At 61.9% G+C, this 17835-nt stretch carries 10 protein-coding genes; 3 read left to right on the top strand and 7 right to left on the bottom strand.

Annotation, left to right across the window (positions count from 1 at the left end; all coding sequences use genetic code 11):
- Nucleotides 1-81: 81 nt before the first annotated feature.
- The 7 genes from ACQZAB_RS00520 to ACQZAB_RS00490 all read right to left on the bottom strand — a co-directional run bounded on the left by ACQZAB_RS00520 (nt 82) and on the right by ACQZAB_RS00490 (nt 11719).
- On the bottom strand, nt 82-1497 hold the full coding sequence (locus ACQZAB_RS00520; RefSeq protein ID WP_428386227.1) for an efflux transporter outer membrane subunit: 1416 nt from the start codon (nt 1495-1497) through the stop codon (nt 82-84).
- Nucleotides 1494-4643: an efflux RND transporter permease subunit gene (locus ACQZAB_RS00515; RefSeq protein ID WP_428386226.1), complete on the bottom strand. Its 3150-nt coding sequence runs from the start codon at nt 4641-4643 to the stop codon at nt 1494-1496. The genes ACQZAB_RS00520 and ACQZAB_RS00515 overlap by 4 nt, the downstream gene beginning before the upstream one ends.
- Before the next feature lie 10 nt (nt 4644-4653).
- Entirely contained in the window at nt 4654-5811 is a 1158-nt protein-coding gene (locus ACQZAB_RS00510) for an efflux RND transporter periplasmic adaptor subunit (RefSeq protein ID WP_428386225.1), read from the bottom strand.
- Between the two features lie 106 nt (nt 5812-5917).
- A complete protein-coding gene (locus tag ACQZAB_RS00505; RefSeq protein ID WP_428386224.1) occupies nt 5918-8137 on the bottom strand; it encodes an alpha-L-rhamnosidase N-terminal domain-containing protein in 2220 nt (739 codons plus the stop codon).
- A gap of 164 nt (nt 8138-8301) precedes the next feature.
- Nucleotides 8302-9651 (bottom strand): PEP-CTERM sorting domain-containing protein, encoded by a 1350-nt coding sequence (locus ACQZAB_RS00500; RefSeq protein ID WP_428386223.1) that lies wholly within the window; start codon nt 9649-9651, stop codon nt 8302-8304.
- 65 nt (nt 9652-9716) lie between these two features.
- Entirely contained in the window at nt 9717-10574 is an 858-nt protein-coding gene (locus ACQZAB_RS00495; RefSeq protein ID WP_428386222.1) for a type II secretion system protein, read from the bottom strand.
- Nucleotides 10575-10681: 107 nt separating this feature from the next.
- The gene (locus ACQZAB_RS00490; protein ID WP_428386221.1) at nt 10682-11719 is read right to left on the bottom strand and encodes a PEP-CTERM sorting domain-containing protein; all 1038 of its coding nucleotides are present in this window, start codon (nt 11717-11719) and stop codon (nt 10682-10684) included.
- 483 nt (nt 11720-12202) lie between these two features.
- Here ACQZAB_RS00490 and ACQZAB_RS00485 point away from each other — a divergent pair, with 483 nt between their 5' ends.
- The 3 genes from ACQZAB_RS00485 to ACQZAB_RS00475 all read left to right on the top strand — a co-directional run bounded on the left by ACQZAB_RS00485 (nt 12203) and on the right by ACQZAB_RS00475 (nt 17818).
- Nucleotides 12203-13126, top strand: coding sequence for a helix-turn-helix transcriptional regulator (locus tag ACQZAB_RS00485; protein ID WP_428386220.1), 924 nt, complete (start codon nt 12203-12205; stop codon nt 13124-13126).
- Nucleotides 13127-13275: 149 nt separating this feature from the next.
- A complete protein-coding gene (locus ACQZAB_RS00480) occupies nt 13276-14868 on the top strand; it encodes a sulfatase family protein (protein ID WP_428386219.1) in 1593 nt (530 codons plus the stop codon).
- A 25-nt stretch (nt 14869-14893) separates the two neighbouring features.
- Nucleotides 14894-17818: a glycoside hydrolase family 2 TIM barrel-domain containing protein gene (locus ACQZAB_RS00475; protein ID WP_428386218.1), complete on the top strand. Its 2925-nt coding sequence runs from the start codon at nt 14894-14896 to the stop codon at nt 17816-17818.
- The last annotated feature ends 17 nt before the right edge of the window (nt 17819-17835 follow it).

Below are 17835 nucleotides of genomic sequence, written 5' to 3'. Positions count from 1 at the left end.
TGGTTGTTGGTGGTTGGCACACCTTGCTCCGACTGTCGTCGGGACAAGGTGTGGCACCCCTCCAGAAGCAAGTGGTTGTGGTTAGTCTTGTTCGGCGAGTTTAGTGGCGGTTTGGAGCCAGCTGCCGCCGAAGGCCTGGTAGATGTTGATGATGGTGGTGAGTTGGTTGGCGTTGAGTTCGGTGAGTCGGAGTCGGGCGTCGAAGAGGTCTCTTTCGGCGTCTAGGACTTCGATGTAGCTGGCGTAGCCGTTGTCGTAGCGTTTGCTGGCGAGGTTGGCGTAGTTTTCGAGGGCGGCGACCTGTCGGGTGAGGCTCTGGGCTTCCTGCTGGGTGGTGGTGTGGGTGACCAGGGCGTCTTCGGCTTCCTGGAGCGCGATGAGGAGGGTCTGGAAGTAGGTCTGGATGGCTATCTGTTGTTCGGCTTCGGCGGCGTCGACGCCTGCTTCGATAGCGCCTGCGGTGAAAATGGGGCCGGTTAGTCCGGCGGCGATCTGGTAGAGGACGGCTCCGGAGGTGGGGAGGTTTTCGAGTTGGTCGCTGGCTACGCCCAGTGCGCCGGTTAGGGAGATGCGTGGGTAGTAGGCGGCTTTGGCGACGCCGATACGGGCGTTGGCGGCGATGGCGTTCTGCTCGGCGGCGCGGAGGTCGGGGCGTTGTTCGAGGAGGTCGGCGGGGAGGTTGGCGGGGAGGAGGGGGGGGGCGAGTTGTTCGAGGGGGGCGCCGCGGGTGATGGGTCCGGGTTGGCGGCCGAGGAGGACGGAGAGGGCGTTTTCGAGTTGGGCGATGTTGCGTTCGATGGCGGGGATGGTGGCGGCGGTGCGTTCGAACTCGGAGCGGAGCTGGGCGACTTCGAGTTTGGAGATGATGCCTTCGGCCTGCTGTCGTTCGAAGAGTTTGAGGGAATCGGCGCGGAGGGTGAGGCTGTTGCGGGCGATTTCGAGTTGTTCGTCGAGTGCCCGGAGGTTGATGTAGGTTCGTGCGACGGAGGCGACGAGAGAGAGGATGATGGCCCGGCGGTTTTCTTCAGCGGCGAGGAGGTCGGCCTGGGCGGCCTCGGTGGCTCGGCGGATGCGTCCCCAGAGGTCGATTTCCCATGAGGCCTGAAGGGAGGCGTTGTAGAAGGCGGAGCGGCGGTCGACGCCTGGGGTTTTGCCGGCACCGATTTCGGTGGAGATCTGGTCGTAGCCGGCGTTGGCTGCGTAGCCGACCTGGGGGAAGGCTTCGGCGCGGGTGATGCCGAGTTGGGCGGCGAAGACTTCGACGCGTTGCGCGGCGATGCGGGTGTCGAGGTTGTTGACGAGGGCTTCTTCGATGAGCTGGTTGAGGCGGGGGTCGTTGAACTGCTGCCACCAGAGGATGTCGTTGTGCTCGGGGTTGGCTTCGATGGTGAAGCGGTATTGGTCTGGGGTGGTGGTTTCGGGGCGTTCGTAGTCGGGCCCGACGGTGCAGGCTGAGAGGGTGAGTGTGAGGGTCAGGATGATGAGGAGCCGGGTCATGGCTGGGCTCCTTCTGGTTTGGCGGGCGTGGTTTCGGGGGCGGTTTGTTTGTCGGAGTTGGCGAGGCGGACGATGAGGTAGAAGAACATGGGGACGAAGAAGAGGGCAAGGCTGGTGGCGGCGATCATGCCGCCCAGGACGCCGGTGCCGATGGAGTGTCGGGAGGCGGCACCGGCACCGGAGGCGAGGACGAGGGGGAGGGTTCCGAGGATGAAGGAGAGGGAGGTCATGAGGATGGGGCGGAGTCGGAGTCGGGCGGCTTCGATGGCGGCGTCGAAGGGTTTGAGACCTTCGTGGAGTTTGGCCTGGGCGAACTCGACGATGAGGATGGCGTTCTTGGCGGAGAGTCCGATGAGTGTGACGAGTCCGACCTGGAAGTAAATGTCGTTTTCCATGCCTCGTAGCCAGACGGCGATGAGGGCTCCGAAGATGCCGAAGGGGACGGCGGTGATGATGGCGATGGGGAGGGTCCAGCGTTCGTACTGTCCGGCGAGGATGAGGAAGACCATGACGATGCCGAAGATGAAGGCGACCGCGGAGGTGGAGCCGGCCTGTTTTTCTTCGAAGGCCTGTCCGGACCAGCCGTAGCTCATGCTGGCGGGGAGGGTTTGGCGTGAGAGGGTTTCCATGGCCTGGATGGCCTGTCCGGAGCTGAAGCCGGGGGCGGCGTCGCCGGTGATTTTGGCGGCGGGGAAGCCGTTGAAGCGCGAGACGAGGTCGGGGCCGGTTCGGTAGTCGGCGGTGACGACGGAGGAGAGGGGGAGCATCGCGCCTTCGCGTTGGCGAACAAAGATCTGTTCGATGTCGGCGGGGTCGTCGCGGTACTGGGCGTCGGCCTGGAGGATGACGTTCCAGACGCGGCCGGCTTTGTTGTACTGGCTGACGTAGACGGAGCCGAAGAGGGTCTGGAGGGCCTCGTAGATGCCGTCGACGGGCATGCCGAGGGTTTCGGCTCGGGCGCGGTCGACGAAGACTTCGAGTTGTCGGGTGGAGGGGTTAAAGGTTGAGCTGAGGGGTGTGAGGTCGCCCCGTTCGGCGGCGGCGGCTTTGAGTTGCTGGACGGCCTGAGCGAGGAGGAGCGGGTTGTCGGGTCCGCGGTTTTGGACCCAGAACTCGAACCCGCCTTGGGTGCCGAGCCCGGGGATGGAGGGTGGGTTGATGTTGACGACGAGTCCGTCTCGGAGCTGGTTGAGTTTGGGGGCGGTGTCGGCGAAGACGTCGTTGACGGAGAGGCCGGGTTCGGTGCGCTGGTCGAAGTCGAGGAGTTCGACGAAGACGGTGCCGGCGTTGGTCTTGAGCTGGCCGTCGAGGATACTGTAGCCGGAGAGGGCGGATGCGCGGGCGACGGCGGGGTGTTCGAGGAGGATGTCGGCGGCCCGGGTGGTCATGTCCTGAGTGCGGTCGAGGCTGGCGCCGTCGGGCATGATGATGGCCGTGAGGAAGAAGCCCTGGTCTTCGGCAGGTACGAAGCTGGCGGGGACGGTCTGGAAGAGGAGATAGATGCCGATGAACATGGCGGCGACGAGGGCGATTCCGATGGCCCAGGTTCTGAGGGCGAGGCGGACGCCTACGGCGTAGATGTCTGTGAGTCGGTCGATGAAGGCATTGAAGATCTTGAAGAGTGAGGGGATTTCGCCTCGGGCTTTGAGGAGGATTCCGCAGAGCGCGGGGGTGAGGGTGAGTGCGACGAAGCTGGAGATAGAGACGGAGACGGCGATGGTGACGGCGAACTGTTGGTAGAGGACGCCGGTGGTCCCGCCCAGGAAGGCGATGGGGACGAAGACGGCGATCAGGACGAGCGTGGTGGCGATGACGGGACCGATGACTTCGCCCATGGCTCGGATGGTGGCTTCTTTGGCGCTGAGGCCGAACTCGGCGATGTTGCGCTCGACATTTTCGACGACGACGATGGCGTCGTCGCAGACGATGCCGATGGCGAGGACGAGTCCGAAGAGGGTGAGGAGGTTGAGGCTGAAGCCCAATAGCAGCATGCCGATGAAGGTGCCGATGATGGAGACCAGGATGGCGGCGGTTGGGATGAGGGTGGCGCGGACGCTCTGGAGGAAGATGTAGGTAACGAGGACGACGAGGACGATGGCGATGACGAGGGTGACGAGGACTTCCTCGATGGAGGCCTGGACGACTTTGGTGGTGTCGTAGGAGACCTGGTAGTCGAGTCCTGAGGGGAAGGCGAGCTTGAGTTCGTCCATCATGGTGCGGACGCTGTCGGCAACGGCGAGGGCGTTGGAGCCGGGTTGCTGGTAGACGGCGATGAAGCTGGCGGGCTGGTCGTTGAAGGCGGATCGGAGGAGGTAGAGCTGGGTCCCTACTTCGGCTCGGCCTACGTCGGCGACGCGGACAACGGCGGAGCCGTCTTCTTCGGCGCGGACGATGATGCTTTCGAACTCTTCGGGTTCGGCGTAGCGGCCTTCGGTGACGACGGGGACGGTGAGTGGGACCCTTGTTTGGGTGGGTGCCTGGGCGATGATGCCTGCCCCGAACTGCTGGTTCTGGCGGCTGATGGCCTGGCTGACGTCGGTGGTGGTGATGCCGAGGCTGGCCATTCGCTGGGGGTCGAGCCAGATGCGCATGGCCTGGTCGGGGACGCCTAGGATCTCGGCCTGGTTGGCGCCGGGGACGCGTTTAAGGGCGTCGAGGATGTAGAGGTTGGTGTAGTTGCCGATGTACTGCTCATCGAAGCTGTCGTCGGGTGAGAAGACGGCGATGAGCATGAGGATGTTGGAGGAGCGTTTCTGGACTTTGACGCCTGTGCCGCGGACGGCTTCGGGGATGTTGGGCAGGGCGAGGTTGACGCGGTTCTGGACCTGGACTTCGGCGGTGTCGGGGTCGGTGCCGAGTTGGAAATAGGCGGTAAGGGACATCTGCCCGTTGGCGGCGCTGGTGGAGCGCATGTAGAGGAGGCCGTCGGCGCCGTTGACCTGGGTTTCGATCGGTGCTGCGACGGCGTCGGCGACTGTCTGGGCGTCGGCACCGGGGTAGCTGGCTGTGACGGTGACCTGGACGGGTGTGATTTCGGGGTATTGGTTGATGGGCAGTGCGAGGCCGGCCATGGTTCCGGCGATCACGATGATGATGGAGAGTACGGAGGCGAGGATGGGTCGCTGGACAAAGAGGGTGGTGATCATCGTGTCGTCCTCAGTCTCTGCTGGTCAGGTTGTCTGAGGTGCTGGTGAGGCTGACGACCGATACGGGGGCGCCGGGTGTGAGTCCGACGGTGCCGGCGACGATGACGCGGTCGCCAGGGTTGACCCCGCTGTTGATGACCCAGTTGTCGCCGACCCAGGGGCCGGTGTCGATGGGTCGCTGTTCGGCTTTGTTGTCGTTGGTAACGAGCCAGAGGAAGGGGCCTTTGGGGCTTTGCTGGACGGCCTGTTTGGGGACCACGAGGGCATCTGGGCGGAAGGCGCCTTTGATGATGGCGCGGACGTATTGGCCGGGGCGCAGGCTCTGGTCGGTGTTGGGGATGACGGCTCGGACGAGGAAGGTGCCGGTTTGTTCGTCGATGGAGGCGTCTGCGAAGGAGAGTTGGCCGACCTCTGGGTGTAGGGTGCCGTCGGCCATGACGATTTCCACCTCGAATTCATCGTTTTCGGGATAGACGACTTCGCCGTCGCGGGCGGCTCTTCTGGAGCGGAGGGCCTGGGTTTCGGAGACGCTGAACTCGACCCAGATAGGGTCGATGCGTGCGACGTAGGTGAGTGGCTGGCTGCCCAGGCCGAGGTAGCTGCCTTCGCGTTGGTTGGCCTGTCCGGTGATGCCTGAGAGTGGGGCTTTGATGGTGGCGTAGCCGAGGTCGAGTTCAGCGGCGAAGAGGCTGGCCTGTGCGGCTTCGACGGCGGCGGAGGTTTCGTTGACCTGGCTGCGGGCGTCGTCGAGTTCCTTTTGTGCGACGGCTTCGATTTCCGCAAGCGGTTCGACGCGGGCGAGGAAGGCTTTGGCGTTCTCCATGCGTGCGGTCTGCAGGGCGAGTTCGGCCTTGGCTGCTCGTACCTGAGCTTCGAAGGGCAGGGGGTCGATCTGGAAGAGGATCTGGCCTTCCTCGACGACGGTGCCTTCGGTGTATTCGATGCTGTCGAGGAATCCGTTGACGCGGGAGCGGATTTCGACGCGTTGTGAGCTGGCGGTGCGGCCGACGAACTCGACGGAGACGGGGAGGTCGGCGGGGCGGATCTGGACGGCCTCGACCTCGCGGGGCGGGGGTGCCTGGGGTTCGGGTGTGTCTCGGGAGCAGCCGGATACGGCCAGGAGGATCAGGGCGATCCATCCGCAGGTCAGGTGTGAAGCGTTAATCATGGGTCGCAGAGGCTTATTAGGGTGAACTGGGAGCGTGGTGCAAGCGTGCACCAGCTTAGCCAGATTCACAGCCTGCTGCGTCTCTGCGATTGCCTGTCGCGGCGGCTTATGAATTTTCTCTGTGTGCTGTCCAGACGGGCTCGGAGGTGTGGTCGTCGTTGGTCTGGGTGGTCAGTTGCCAGCGGCCGGCTGTTAGGCTGGTTTCTCCGAGCGGGTGCGTGGGGTTGATGGTTGCGACGTGTCCATCGGGGATCAGGAGTGTGGCGGAGAGGTTTTTGCGGTCGCGGGTGATGGTTGTTCGGATGGGTTCGGGTTCGATGGGGATGGTGGCGGTCACGTGGTTGAGGGAGCCGAGCTGGGGTCGGAATGTGAAGGTTTTCCAGGCGGGTTCGGTGGGTTCGAGGCCGGCGACGAAGCGGCTGAGGAGTTCGAGGGGTCCGCCTGACCAGGCGTGGTTGTAGGTGCCGCCGCCATATTTCTCGGTGTTGAGTTCCCAGCCTTCCCAGAGGGTGGTGATGGGGCTCTCGACCATTTCCCGGTAGCGGCGGTTCATGCGGTGTAGGGCGTCGTCGGTGGCTCCCATTCTGAAGAGGGCTTCGAGGACGTACTTCTCCATGTAGGGGCTGGCGTCGTTGTGGGTGGTGAGGATGTGGTGGATGGCCTGTTGGTGCTCGGGGCTTGTCAGGCCGGCGAGGTAGGCGAGTGCCTGCCCGCGGTCGTCGTGGGGCTCGTTCTGGTGCTCGGGTGATCGGAAGCCTTCGCCATCCCAGTAGACACGAGCGAAGTTGTCCTTGAGGCTCTTGAGGCGGTGCTCGATGAGCGGGAGGTCTTCGTGCTTGCCGATGAGTTTGGCCATGTTGGCCTGGCCATGGAGGGCGAGGGCGTACCAGGCCTGGTCGAGGAGGGGTGCGTCGATGTTGTCGCCCCAGTCGGCCCAGTCCCAATCGCCTTCGCGGTGTTCGGCGAGTCCGTTGTGGTCGAGCGACCAGAGTTGCATGTAGCTGGCGACGGCGGGGTAGACAGGAGCGATGGTTTCGGCGTCGGCGGTGAACCAGTAGTAGGACCAGAAGCCGTACCAGCCGACGCTGGCGAGCATTTGCTGGGGCAGTTCGTCGCGGTAGTTGCCTGCGGGGATGGGAGAGAAGAGGACGTTGTCGTCGCGTTGCCAGGCGGCGAGTTCGAGGATGGCTTTTTGGGAGAGCTTGTCGATGCGGCGGTCGAAGCCGTAGAAGCCCTGTGTCATTTCGAGGACGGTGTCGCCCCACCATTGCGCGCGTTCGCGGTCGGGCGAGTCGAACATGGTGTCGCGGATGTTGACGTATAGGGTTCGGGCGGATTTCTGCCAGAGCTGGTTGAGGCGGTCGTCGTCGCAGTGGAAGAATCCGGTTTGTTCGGTGGCGTAGCCGGTTTCACGGTAGGCGAAGCGGTGGACTTCGATGCCGGCGGGGATGAGGGCGTGGACGGCGTGACCGTTCATCCAGCCGAGGGATTCGTGGGTTTGTCGGCCTTCGCGGGTGATGTACTCGGCGCGGATGTTGGGTTCGCTGCCGCCTATGTAGTTATCCATGCGCAGATCGATGTGTTTGCCGGCGGGTCCGGTGACATCGAGGCAGGGGGTGACCTGGGCGTTGTAGGGCAGGGTGCCGATGTAGAGCTGGGAGCCATCGGGCAGGGGTTGGCATTCGATGTGGGTGAAATCTTCGATGCCGCGGTCGAGCCATTGGGGGATGGTGCGTTCGTAGAGTTTGCCCCAGGGGCCGTGGGGTGGTCTGGCCAGGGTTTGGGCTTGCGGCCAGGCGCTGTCGTCGAAGCCGGGTTGTTCCCAGCCGATGAGGTCGTGGCGGGCGTCGAAGCGGATGTTGGATTCGGGGAGTCGGTAATTGGGGTGTGGGCTGTCGGTGTTCTGGTAGGCGGGGTGGTTGCTGACACGCCAGTTGCTGTCGGAGCGGACGGCTGCGCCCTGGGCGTCGGCGTCGAGTTCGAAGAGCAGAGCGGCTTTGCCGCTGTTGACGTGGCAGTAGCCTTCCTTGCCGAAGTGCCAGACGAGGATGGCGATGGTGTTGTCGCCTTCGCGGAGTTGATCGGTGAGGTCGACGGTGTCGTACCAGGTTCCGGTTGGGGTGGGACCGCGTTTGAGGGCGCCTTCGAAGACGCTGAGCTGGCCGTTGATGTAGAGCCAGTATTTGGAATCGGTGGCGATGCGTGCGACGGTTCGGCGGGGGCGGTTCTGGAGGTTGATGGTTCTTCGGAAGGCGAGCCAGGTGTTGGCGGGGGTGGGGGTGGGATCCTGAAGCAGGCCGATCCACGAGGCGGTCCAATTGATCACTGGTTCGGGGTGAACCTGGGGCCTTTGGCTTAGTCTGGGCGTACTGATAGCGATGGTGGTCATGGCTTGCGCTCACTTCATTCAGCTGCCATGGGTTGCAGTCACCCGGGCGTCGCTGGGGGGAAAGACCCCGACGCGCGGTGTGCGCGTCGGGGCGAAGAGGGTTAGCTTCTGCGTCGGGCGGCGAGGGCTCCGAGTGCGAGGAGTGTGAGGCTCGCGGGTTCGGGGATCGTGGTGGAACCGCCGAAGTTGGTGGCGAGGAGTGAGAGGTCGATGAGGTCGACGACGGTATCGGTGTTGAAGTTGCCGCCTGCCCAGCCGGCGGTACTGTTGAAGTTGGTGGCGAGGGCCGAGAGGTCGATGAGGTCGACGGTGTTATCGAGGTTGGCGTCGCCAAAGAGGCTGCCGATGATGCCGGTGACGAGTTCGTCGACGTCGCCGGCGTCGACGCCGTTCTGGCCGTCGAGGTCGAAGGCGGCGTCGGTGGAGCCGTTGCGGATGGCTTCGGTCAGGAGGTCAATGTCGGCGGCGTCGACGACGGTGTCGTCGTTGAAGTCGCCGGGGATGCCGGGGTCATCGGCGAGGGCTTCGATGAGGAGGTTGTCGAAGAGGTGGGTGGCGGTGTTGCCAACAAAAGCGATGTAAGCGGAACCTGCGGCACCCCATGTAAAGTCAGAGCTATTGATGCCGTTGTTGCGGTTCTGGTCGAGGTCGGCTTCGACGAGGGGCTGGCCGACTTCGCCGATGAAGAGTCGTGCGTTTGAGGCCCCGCCTTCGGAGAAGTCGGAGGTGATCTCTGCGCGGACGCGGTAGGTCTTGGGGTTGACGAAGTCTTCGAGCGGGTCAGCACTCGGGTTGTAGTTGCTTGAGTAATCGTCGAAGACGGGCTGGTCGAAGACGTACTCGCCGATGGAGCCATCGAAAGGGTTGCCGTCGCCAAAGAGTTGATTCTGGCTGGGGCGAAGCAGGAGCGAGCCAGAGTTACGAGGTGCAGCCCCGAAGCGAACACTCTGGTTGTTGAGGTTGGCGATGGCGAGGGGGCCGGCGATGACGGCGAGGTCGTTGGTGTCGCTGAGGACGAAGCCGCCCCAGTCTCGGCCGTTGCCGCCGCCCGGCCCGAGGTCGGCTGGGTTGATGTCGAACTCGATGGCGAAGCCGCCGGCCTGCTGGATTTCGGGGATGGCGGCGAGGTTGACGTCGAGGATGGTGCGGCCATAGCGGAGTTCACCGTTGCGGTCTTCGCCTGGCTCAGCGGTCAGGCCGACGGTTTGTTCGTTGCCGTTGCCGCTAAGGGTGGTCAAGTAATCGGCATTTGAGATGGTGCCGGTCTTACCATCGACTAAACCATTGTCTGCTGTTCCCCAGTTGGAGTCGTTGAACGGTGGCAGGTCGCCATCGATGAGACCGAGGTTGCGTTCGAAAGTATCGGTGATCAGGGTTTGACCGTAGCCCGTGGTTGCCAGACTGATGGCGACTAAAGAAGCGGTCGTGATTGTGTTTGTCTGCAGGCACATGATCTGTTTCTCCTTGGACTCTCGTTCGGTTGCTGCAAATGCTTAATAGGGGTGCTGGGCGAGGGTTAACGAATGCCGGTTGGGATTGACCAGTTTTCGAGGTCATAGTTTGCGTGCCAGATCAACTCGAAGATCTGCGTTCTTGTGACAGGGCGTCCGCTGCCATCGATGAAAGCGAAGTTGACGTTGTTGCCGTGGCGCTCGAGGTAGTGTCCCATGATGTGGACTGGCTGGCCCCAGGCGACGCTTTCGCCGGTTTCGTCAGAAGCGCCATTGCTAGTGACTGGTCGTGTGGTGGAGTGATCGCTCAGGTCGCCGAGTTGGGATTCATAGAAATATTCTCTGGGCGAGCCTACGACCCAACTGCCATCACCAACCAAGGGCGTGTTACTAGCGTTGCGTGCGTTGTCTGAGCCTTCGAAGAGATTGAGGTCGAGCTCGGGGCTATCGACCCTCGGAGCCATCTGTGCCATTACTGAGGCTGCTCGTGTCATCAGCCAAGCGTTGTACTGGTAGCTGCCGTCGCTGCGGAAGGTGTCCCCTGGGAACTGCGGCTTAAACCATCCAGTCGATGCGTCGCCGTACCATGCGGCTCCGCGTGCCATGTCTTGTGGAGCTTGATCGACGATTTCTGTAGCGGGGCAGATCTGGATGCCTTCGTCGTTTTCGCCAAGGTCCAGGTAGCCACCTTCTCCAAGGACAACGGGGTGCCAAGAGGGCATCGGGCCGTAGTTGCTGTCGACTTGCCAGGCTGCAAAGGCTGTTCCGACTTGCCGCAGAGAACTCAAACAGGCGACAGATCGCGCTGTTTCACGGGCGGCGCCCAGAGCGGGGAGGAGTATGCCGATGAGGAGGGCGATGATGGAGATGACGACCAGGAGTTCAATGAGTGTGAAGGCACGATAGCGTGACAGTGGGGACATAGGGCCTCCATGCGTAGGGGCGTTTGACGCCGTGTTCGTTGGCGACGGCACGGGCCGTCGTTGAAGGGCTCGGACCCGGCGTTAACCGGGCTGAGCCGCAGGAGGTTTTATGCACGCCGACGGAAGAGGGCGGCGGTGCCGAGACCGAGCAGGGCCACGGAGGCGGGCTCGGGGACGGCAGAGATCACGAGGTTGTCAAAGCGGTGGTCGCCGCCGTTGGAGACGAACACGAGGTAGGCGTCGTTGACGCCCGGGGTGGTGTCGGTGCCGTTGGAGGCGCTTAGGGTGTTGTTGTCGCCCCAGTTGAACTGCTCCTCGATCTGGGGCGTCTGGGGGATGAAGTCGACGCGGTCGAGCGAGCCACCCTGGAGGCCGATATACAGTTCGGCGAGGTGGGGGGCGTTGGCTTCGAAGAGTGAGAAGCCGGGGGCCGGGGCGACCGTGAGCTTCATGGTGTACCAGCGGTCGTTGTCGAAGGCTTCGACGGGGTCGCCGGCGGGTGTGCCGTCGCCACCGGCCTGCCAGGCGACGTAATCATCAAGAGTGGCCTGGTCGTAGGTGGGCTCGTTGAAGTTGCCGGCGGAGGGGTTGCCTGCGGCACGGATGTTGGCCGGGCCGAGGCGGCTGATGGTGGAGCCGGAGTTGCGGGGGCCGGCGCCGACGCGGGCGTCGGGGTTGCCGCCGGTGAGGGCGAACTGGGCGCCGATGCTGCCGTTGAGCTGGTTGGAGTCGCCGAGGAAGACGCCGAGCCAGTCGCGGCCGTTGAACGAGGGCCCGCCGGTGTTGCCGGGATTGAAGTCGACCTGGACTTCGACGGCGCCCATGCCAAGGATGTCAGCGTTGGTGGCTAGGTTGTAGTCGAGGATGACGCGGCCGAAGTTCAGGATGGCGTCGTCGCCATCGGTGACTTCCATGGTGTCGTTGTTGGGGTCGCTCACGAGCAGGTAGTTGCCCGAGGCCGAGCCGCCGGCTGCGTTGTCGGGGGTGCCCCAGTCGGAGAAGCCCCCGTTTGCGGCGGTATCAAGGATGCCCGTCGTGCGGTCGAAGCTGTCCGAGAGGACGACCTGGCCGTGGGTGGCGGGTGCGGCGACGAGAGCGATGGCGGCCGCTGCGAGTGCCTGGGTTGCGGGGTTGGTTGCTTTCATGAGTCTGAATCTCCTCTTCCTGGGGTGAGTGATCGTGAAGTGCCGAAATCTGATATGGGCTACTGCTTCACGGGTTTGTCGATGCGTCGTGTTCTGGGTTCCTGGGGTGACTGGAGCCCGGTTGGGCTGTTTTAAGTCTGAAGCTTGCTGATTGCGGGAGAATGTCGATGCGTTGTTTAAGACGATTCCTGACTCGTTGACGTGATTATGCAGCGGGTCCAGGCCTGCTTCTATGGGCATTTTGTCAAGAAGTATGCCATTCTGTGATGAAACCATGGGGGATTCGTGAGGATTATGCGTCAGGGTGCGGTTTCGGGTGAATCTGGGCGCTGTTTGCGGGGGTGTTGGAGGGGTGCGGCAGTGGTGTCTCTGTGGCGATGCGAGGGTGGGTTGGGTTGGTCGGTGGTGGGCTGTGTTTGGCAAGCCGCCAACTTGTGATACGTTTTGGGGGTCGGCTTGTGGGGTGTGACTGGGAACTATTCAATGTCTCAATTGCCGGAACAACCGAGCCGCGTGTCGCTGTCGGGTCGGAGCGATGAGTTTTCGCCTGATGCGCCTTTTCGGATGGAGGGGTATGCGTGGTTTCGGATTTCGGGTCAGATTCCGTCGCTGCCGACGCCTTATTACGTAGGCAGGGGGGTGGCGTTTCGGGAGGACTACCGATCGGAGAAGCACCGGCCGATGCCGGGATATGCGGTGATCAAGATCTCGCTGTCGGACGGCGGGCTGATCCGGTATCGGGATCAGAGGCAGCGTCGGCTGAGCGCGGGGCAGGCGACGATCCGTGCTGTTGGAGAGATGGAAGCGAACGACGGGTATGACCCGACCTATCGGGGCGAGTGGTCGTTCCTGGGTTTGATCTTTCGTGGGGATGCGGCGATTTCGACGGTGCGGGGGTTTGTCGGTCGGTATGGGTATGTGAGTGATTTTCCTCTAGAAAGTCCTGTGATGCGGCGGTTGCTGGCGTTGTGCGATCAGCCGAATCACTCGCTGGAGATGAGTGCTTCGGAGGGGATGCATCTGATCAACGAGGTTCTGGCGACGCTGGTACGTCATGCGGAGCGGGACACGGTGACGACGACGCGGTTGAAGGTGGCGCAGTCGGTTGAGCGGACGATCGTGGATCAGCTGGAGCGGAATTTTTCGGTGGATGAACTGTCGGAGATCCATGGGTTATCGCGTGAGCATCTGACGCGTATCTTCACGCAGGAGTACGGGATGCCGCCTCATCAGTACATGCTGGAGATGAAGGTTCGGGAGGCGGGTCGTTTGCTGCGTCACACACGGACGCCGATCAAGTCGGTGATTCGGACGCTTGGTTTTACGCATCGGACGTTCTATCGGGTGTTTCGTCAGGCGACCGGGATGACGCCCAGCGAGTACCGGGCTCGTTCAACCGAGTTGTAGGCTGGCTTTATCATGCCACTTTGTGATGACTAGGGACAGTTTGCAACGGCTTTGTGGATTGTGCTTTTCTTCGGAGCGGGGCGGTGCTATTGCTATGGGGCTTTGGCTGGTGAGTCCTTGTTTCTTGTTCCCTGTTGTGAGTCTCTTCGATGTCCTTACGTGACCGACCGAACATTCTGCTGTTGATGACGGACCAGCAGCGTCATGACACGGTGGGTGCGTTAGGCAATGCGATGATTCGGACGCCTGTGCTGGACCGGCTGGCTCAGGAGGGGACGACATTCAGGCGGGCGTACACGCCTTCGCCGGTCTGTGTGCCTGCGCGTTGTGCGGCGATGACGGGTTTGCCGCCTCATGTGACGGGTTGTGTGGACAATCTGCCTTTGACGTCGGATGCGTCGAGTTTTGCGGAGCATCTTTCGGATGCCGGGTATCAGACGCATGCGGCGGGGAAGATGCATTTCACGCCCGATCCGCTGCGGTCCTGGGGTTTCGAGGGCCGTGATGTCTCGGAGGAAGAGGAGCAGGCGGGGGATCAGGACGATTACCGTCAGTACCTTGCCTCGGCGGGTTATTGGCATGTGATGGAGCCGCATGGGATACGGAGTGAGTTTTACTATATCCCGCAGCCTTCCCAGCTTCCGGCCAAGCATCACCACAGTCACTGGGTGGTTGATCGGAGTCTGGAGTTTCTGGAGCGTCGGGATCGTGATCGGCCGTTCATGCTGATGACGAGTTTCATCAAGCCGCATCCGCCTTTTGAGAGCCCGGAGCCGTGGAGCCGTCTGTATCGGGTGCCCGAGATGTCGTTGCCGTTTGTGCCTGAGGAGAGCCGCGAGCTCTGGACTTACTGGAACCTGGTGCAGAATCGTTACAAGTACACGGACGGGGGTGAGGACCATTACCTCGCCAGATTGCGTCGAGCGGCGTACTACGGGTGTATCAGTTTTATTGATTACCAACTGGGCCGATTGCTGAAGGGGTTGGGTGACGACCTGGATAATACGCTGGTGATTTTCTGCGCCGATCATGGCGAGCTGCTGGGGGATTACGGTTGCTACGGGAAGCGGAGCATGCTTGATTCGGCGGCGCGGATCCCATTGATTGTCCGTTGGCCCGGTGGTCTGCCTGCCGATCACACGGTGGATGATCCGGCGAGTCTGCTTGATCTGTTTCCGACGTTCATGGATGTAGCGGGGATCAAGGATTCGCGTGACACGGATGAGGGTGAGAGTCTGATCCAGCTGGCGGCGGGCAAGTCGGATCGTGAGGTGGTCTACTCGCAGTTCCAGCAGGGGGAGTACGGCCTCTACATGGCGGCTTCGCGGGATGACAAGTACATATACTCTGCGCCTGATGACAAGGCCTATTACCTGAACTTTGAGAGTGATCCTCGAGAGAGCAGGAATGCGATCGACGACCCCGCGTCTTCGGTGCGTGTGTCGACGCTTAGGCAGGGGCTCGTGGATCGCCACACGCTTGCGGGCGATGCTCTGGCGGTTTCGCGTGGTGAGATGCGGCGATACGAGCCTAAGGATCTTCGTCTCAAGGCTGATGAGGCGTTGCTGTTTCAGGACAGCGAGCAGCTTCAGCGTGAGATTGACCGGCTCGATCCTGCTTATGCGAGAAACGTTTCTGTCTCGGATGGGATGGCCGTGCGTTTGCTTTCGGCGCGTCCGACGCAGGATGGCGTAGGATCGCATCTCCCTGAGCCTCCCGAACGGACCTCGATATCCACCTGATGGTTCACAGACCTGGAGTTTGTCCATGCTTTCAGTGATTTTCCGGCGTTTATGTTGCGTTCTTGCTGGCCTGCTGCTCGGGTTGTCTCTGGCGCCTGCTGCGGTGGCGGATGCTCCTCCGAAGGGCGTGTTTACGCCAGTGAGTGATGTGACTTCGCGTATCTCGCTGAAGGGAACGTGGCAGTTCTTCCCGAACGCTCCGGGCGATTTCTACGAGCGACTCGATGAGAACATTGCTGATCAGCTGCAGATACCTGTTCCGAGCGAGATCGAATCGACCTATCCCGACCTGGTTCGCGGAGAGCTTGAGACGACGGGTTTCTCGCGAGACATTCGCCTGCCTTCCGAATGGGCTGGCCAGCGGATCAAGCTGCGTTTCCGTTCGGTTGAGGGCGTGGCGATGGTGTACGTCAACGGCACCTTTGTCGGCAGGTTCGTGGGGCCGTGGATCCCGTTCGAGTTTGACATCACCGAGGCCGCACGTGCTGGTGAGGTGAACACGATCGCGGTGCACATCTCGTCGAACGAGACCGTTCGGCTTTCGCATCGCGGTTTTCTGGGGATCGCCTTCGAGCCGGAGTTGATTGCGGTCCCGTCTGTTTATGTGTCTTCCTTCCACATCAATACGGATCTGGATGAGGCTTACCAGGACGCGGAGTTGCAGCTTCGCTGGGTGGTGACGAATCGGAGTGATGTGCGGCGTGAGGCGGGTGAGATTGTTGTGTCGCTTGAGGATCCGGAAGACGAGGACGTGACTCTGACGCAGACGACGGTGGGTGTTCCTGCGCTGGATGCGGGCGCGACGGCGGAGGTCGTGCTTAATCAGACGATCGCGTCGCCGGCCAAGTGGACGCCCGAGACGCCCAGTCTCTACACGCTTACGACCGAGCTGGTTGGCGATGGCCCGGTCCCTTCGAGCACGCGGAATCGGGTTGGGTTTCGAGAGATCGAGATCACCGATGATCATGTGCTGCTGAATGGTGAGGTGCTGAAGATCCTCTCGGTTGGGTACCACCATGTTCCGAGTTACAAGAATCTGCATGCGGTGACTCGGGAGGAGCTGCGCAAGGACATGGAGCTGATGAAGTATGCGAACTTCGTCATGGTCCGAGCGGCGCCGTATCCGGACCTCATCGAGATCTGCGATGAGATCGGCTTGATGACCGCGGTGGAGAACACCATCAATGCGGTCGGCATGACCTGGATGCCGTGGTCGAAGGAACTCGGTGAGACGCAGGTTTTCTACGATGAGTACATGCAGATGCTGGCGCAGCTGGTTGAGGTGTTTCGGAATCACACCTCGGTCGTTGCCTGGAACCTGGCGAACGAATCGCTTTTCACGATGAAGCCATTTGTGGATGGCGGGTTCATGGTGCAGGAGCTTGATCCGACCCGGATCGTCTGGGCCGAGGCTCACGAGAGTGAGGAGATGGGTAAGAATCTCCCGCAGACGAACGTGGACAACTATCACTACCCGAACTTTGTGAACAAGGGCATGCCCGACAAGCGGCCGATTTTCTATGGCGAGTGGGCGCACGTGCACGAGTACGCGAAGGGTGATTTCAACACCGACCCCGCGGTGCTGGATCAGTGGATCCACGATTACGAGGCGCACATTGATTACATGCATGCCTTCGACAAGGTGCTTGGCGGCCACCTGTTCTATGGCGTTTCGTTCACGATCCGCATGAAGAACCACTGGGGCGGGCTTCAGCGGGACTGGGGTATTCTGGATCGGTACCGCAGGGCCAAGCCGGAGTTCTGGAATGTCAAGAAGGCGAACTCGCCCTTGCGGCTTCAGTCAGCTGGCCTGTCGGAGGATCGTGAGACAGCGTCGTTCACGCTGAAGAATTTCTCGCGGTTTATGCCGACCACCGGCTACACGTGGAAGGCGACGCTGAATGGACAGCCGATGGAAGTGCCTGTGCCTGAGATCGCACCGTTCGAGGTAGGGACGGTTGAGCTTGCGCTTCATCGGGCGATGCAGCCTGGTGATGAGTTGTTGTTGGACGTGATCTCGGCGGAGGGCCGGCTGGTTGATCGGTACGCGGTCCGTGGTCCTTTGGAGATCGAGGCGCCTGCAGCGTTTGCGGTCTTGGAGCATCGTGAAGTCGATGGCCGGTTGGTGGTGAGGAGTGGCGATCGTTTCTGGCAGATCGATCTCGCGACGGGTCTTTTCATCTCGGGTTCGGTCGACGGGATCGACGTGCTTGAGTCGGGTCCATATCTGACCGCGACACGGCAGCACACGCGTGGTTCAACCCTGGCCACGAACTGGACGCTGGAAGAGGTTACCTATGAGGTTGGTGATGAGGGGCTAGTCGTACGGGTCCGTGGCCGGTATGACGAGGCGGAGGGTGGGTACACCTACACCTTCACGCGTGACGGTCAGCTGCGCGTTGGCTATGACTTCAATTGGCTCGTGAAGAATGGACCTGCAACCCGTCCCTGGCACACGCCCCCCGACAGTCAGGAGATGCGTGAGGTCGGGATCAGTTTCGCTCTGTCTCCACGTATGAATCGGTTGCGGTGGGTGCGTGAAGGGTATTGGACCTGGTACCCGGAGGATCATATCGCTCGTCATACGGGTGAAGCGACGGCGGAGCATGTTCGGCTGCCGGGTCATAGCGGTCCCTATGCACGGTTGCCCTGGCACCTGGAAGCGAACGAGTTTGGAACGCGTGACTTCCGATCGACGAAGACGCATGTGCGCAGGAGCGGTCTGCATCACGAGAAGGACGGTGCAGCTTTGACCTTCTATTCGGACGGCTCACAGCACACGCGGGCGTATCTGCATCCGGAGCGACAGCAGATCTTCTTTACACAGGTGGATCGTTACGCGGGTGGTCACGAGCGGTTCCTGCAGGGCAGCCGTATCTACGGGACGCCGAGGATCGTGCTGGACGAGGGCGTGCGTGTCCACGGCGAGGGCCTGTGGGTTCTGGAGTAGTTGGAGGGGGCGTGATA

This window comes from Mucisphaera sp., from assembly GCF_965279675.1.
Taxonomy (GTDB): Bacteria; Planctomycetota; Phycisphaerae; order Phycisphaerales; family Phycisphaeraceae; genus Mucisphaera.
This window is presented reverse-complemented; position numbering and strand designations above follow the sequence as displayed.

Coding starts and splice junctions, on each gene's coding strand:
- ACQZAB_RS00520 (WP_428386227.1), bottom strand. CDS start 1,497: ATGACCCGGCTCCTCATCATCCTGACCCTCACACTCACCCTCTCAGCC.
- ACQZAB_RS00515 (WP_428386226.1), bottom strand. CDS start 4,643: ATGATCACCACCCTCTTTGTCCAGCGACCCATCCTCGCCTCCGTACTC.
- ACQZAB_RS00510 (WP_428386225.1), bottom strand. CDS start 5,811: ATGATTAACGCTTCACACCTGACCTGCGGATGGATCGCCCTGATCCTC.
- ACQZAB_RS00500 (WP_428386223.1), bottom strand. CDS start 9,651: ATGTGCCTGCAGACAAACACAATCACGACCGCTTCTTTAGTCGCCATC.
- ACQZAB_RS00495 (WP_428386222.1), bottom strand. CDS start 10,574: ATGTCCCCACTGTCACGCTATCGTGCCTTCACACTCATTGAACTCCTG.
- ACQZAB_RS00490 (WP_428386221.1), bottom strand. CDS start 11,719: ATGAAAGCAACCAACCCCGCAACCCAGGCACTCGCAGCGGCCGCCATC.
- ACQZAB_RS00485 (WP_428386220.1), top strand. CDS start 12,203: ATGTCTCAATTGCCGGAACAACCGAGCCGCGTGTCGCTGTCGGGTCGG.
- ACQZAB_RS00480 (WP_428386219.1), top strand. CDS start 13,276: ATGTCCTTACGTGACCGACCGAACATTCTGCTGTTGATGACGGACCAG.
- ACQZAB_RS00475 (WP_428386218.1), top strand. CDS start 14,894: ATGCTTTCAGTGATTTTCCGGCGTTTATGTTGCGTTCTTGCTGGCCTG.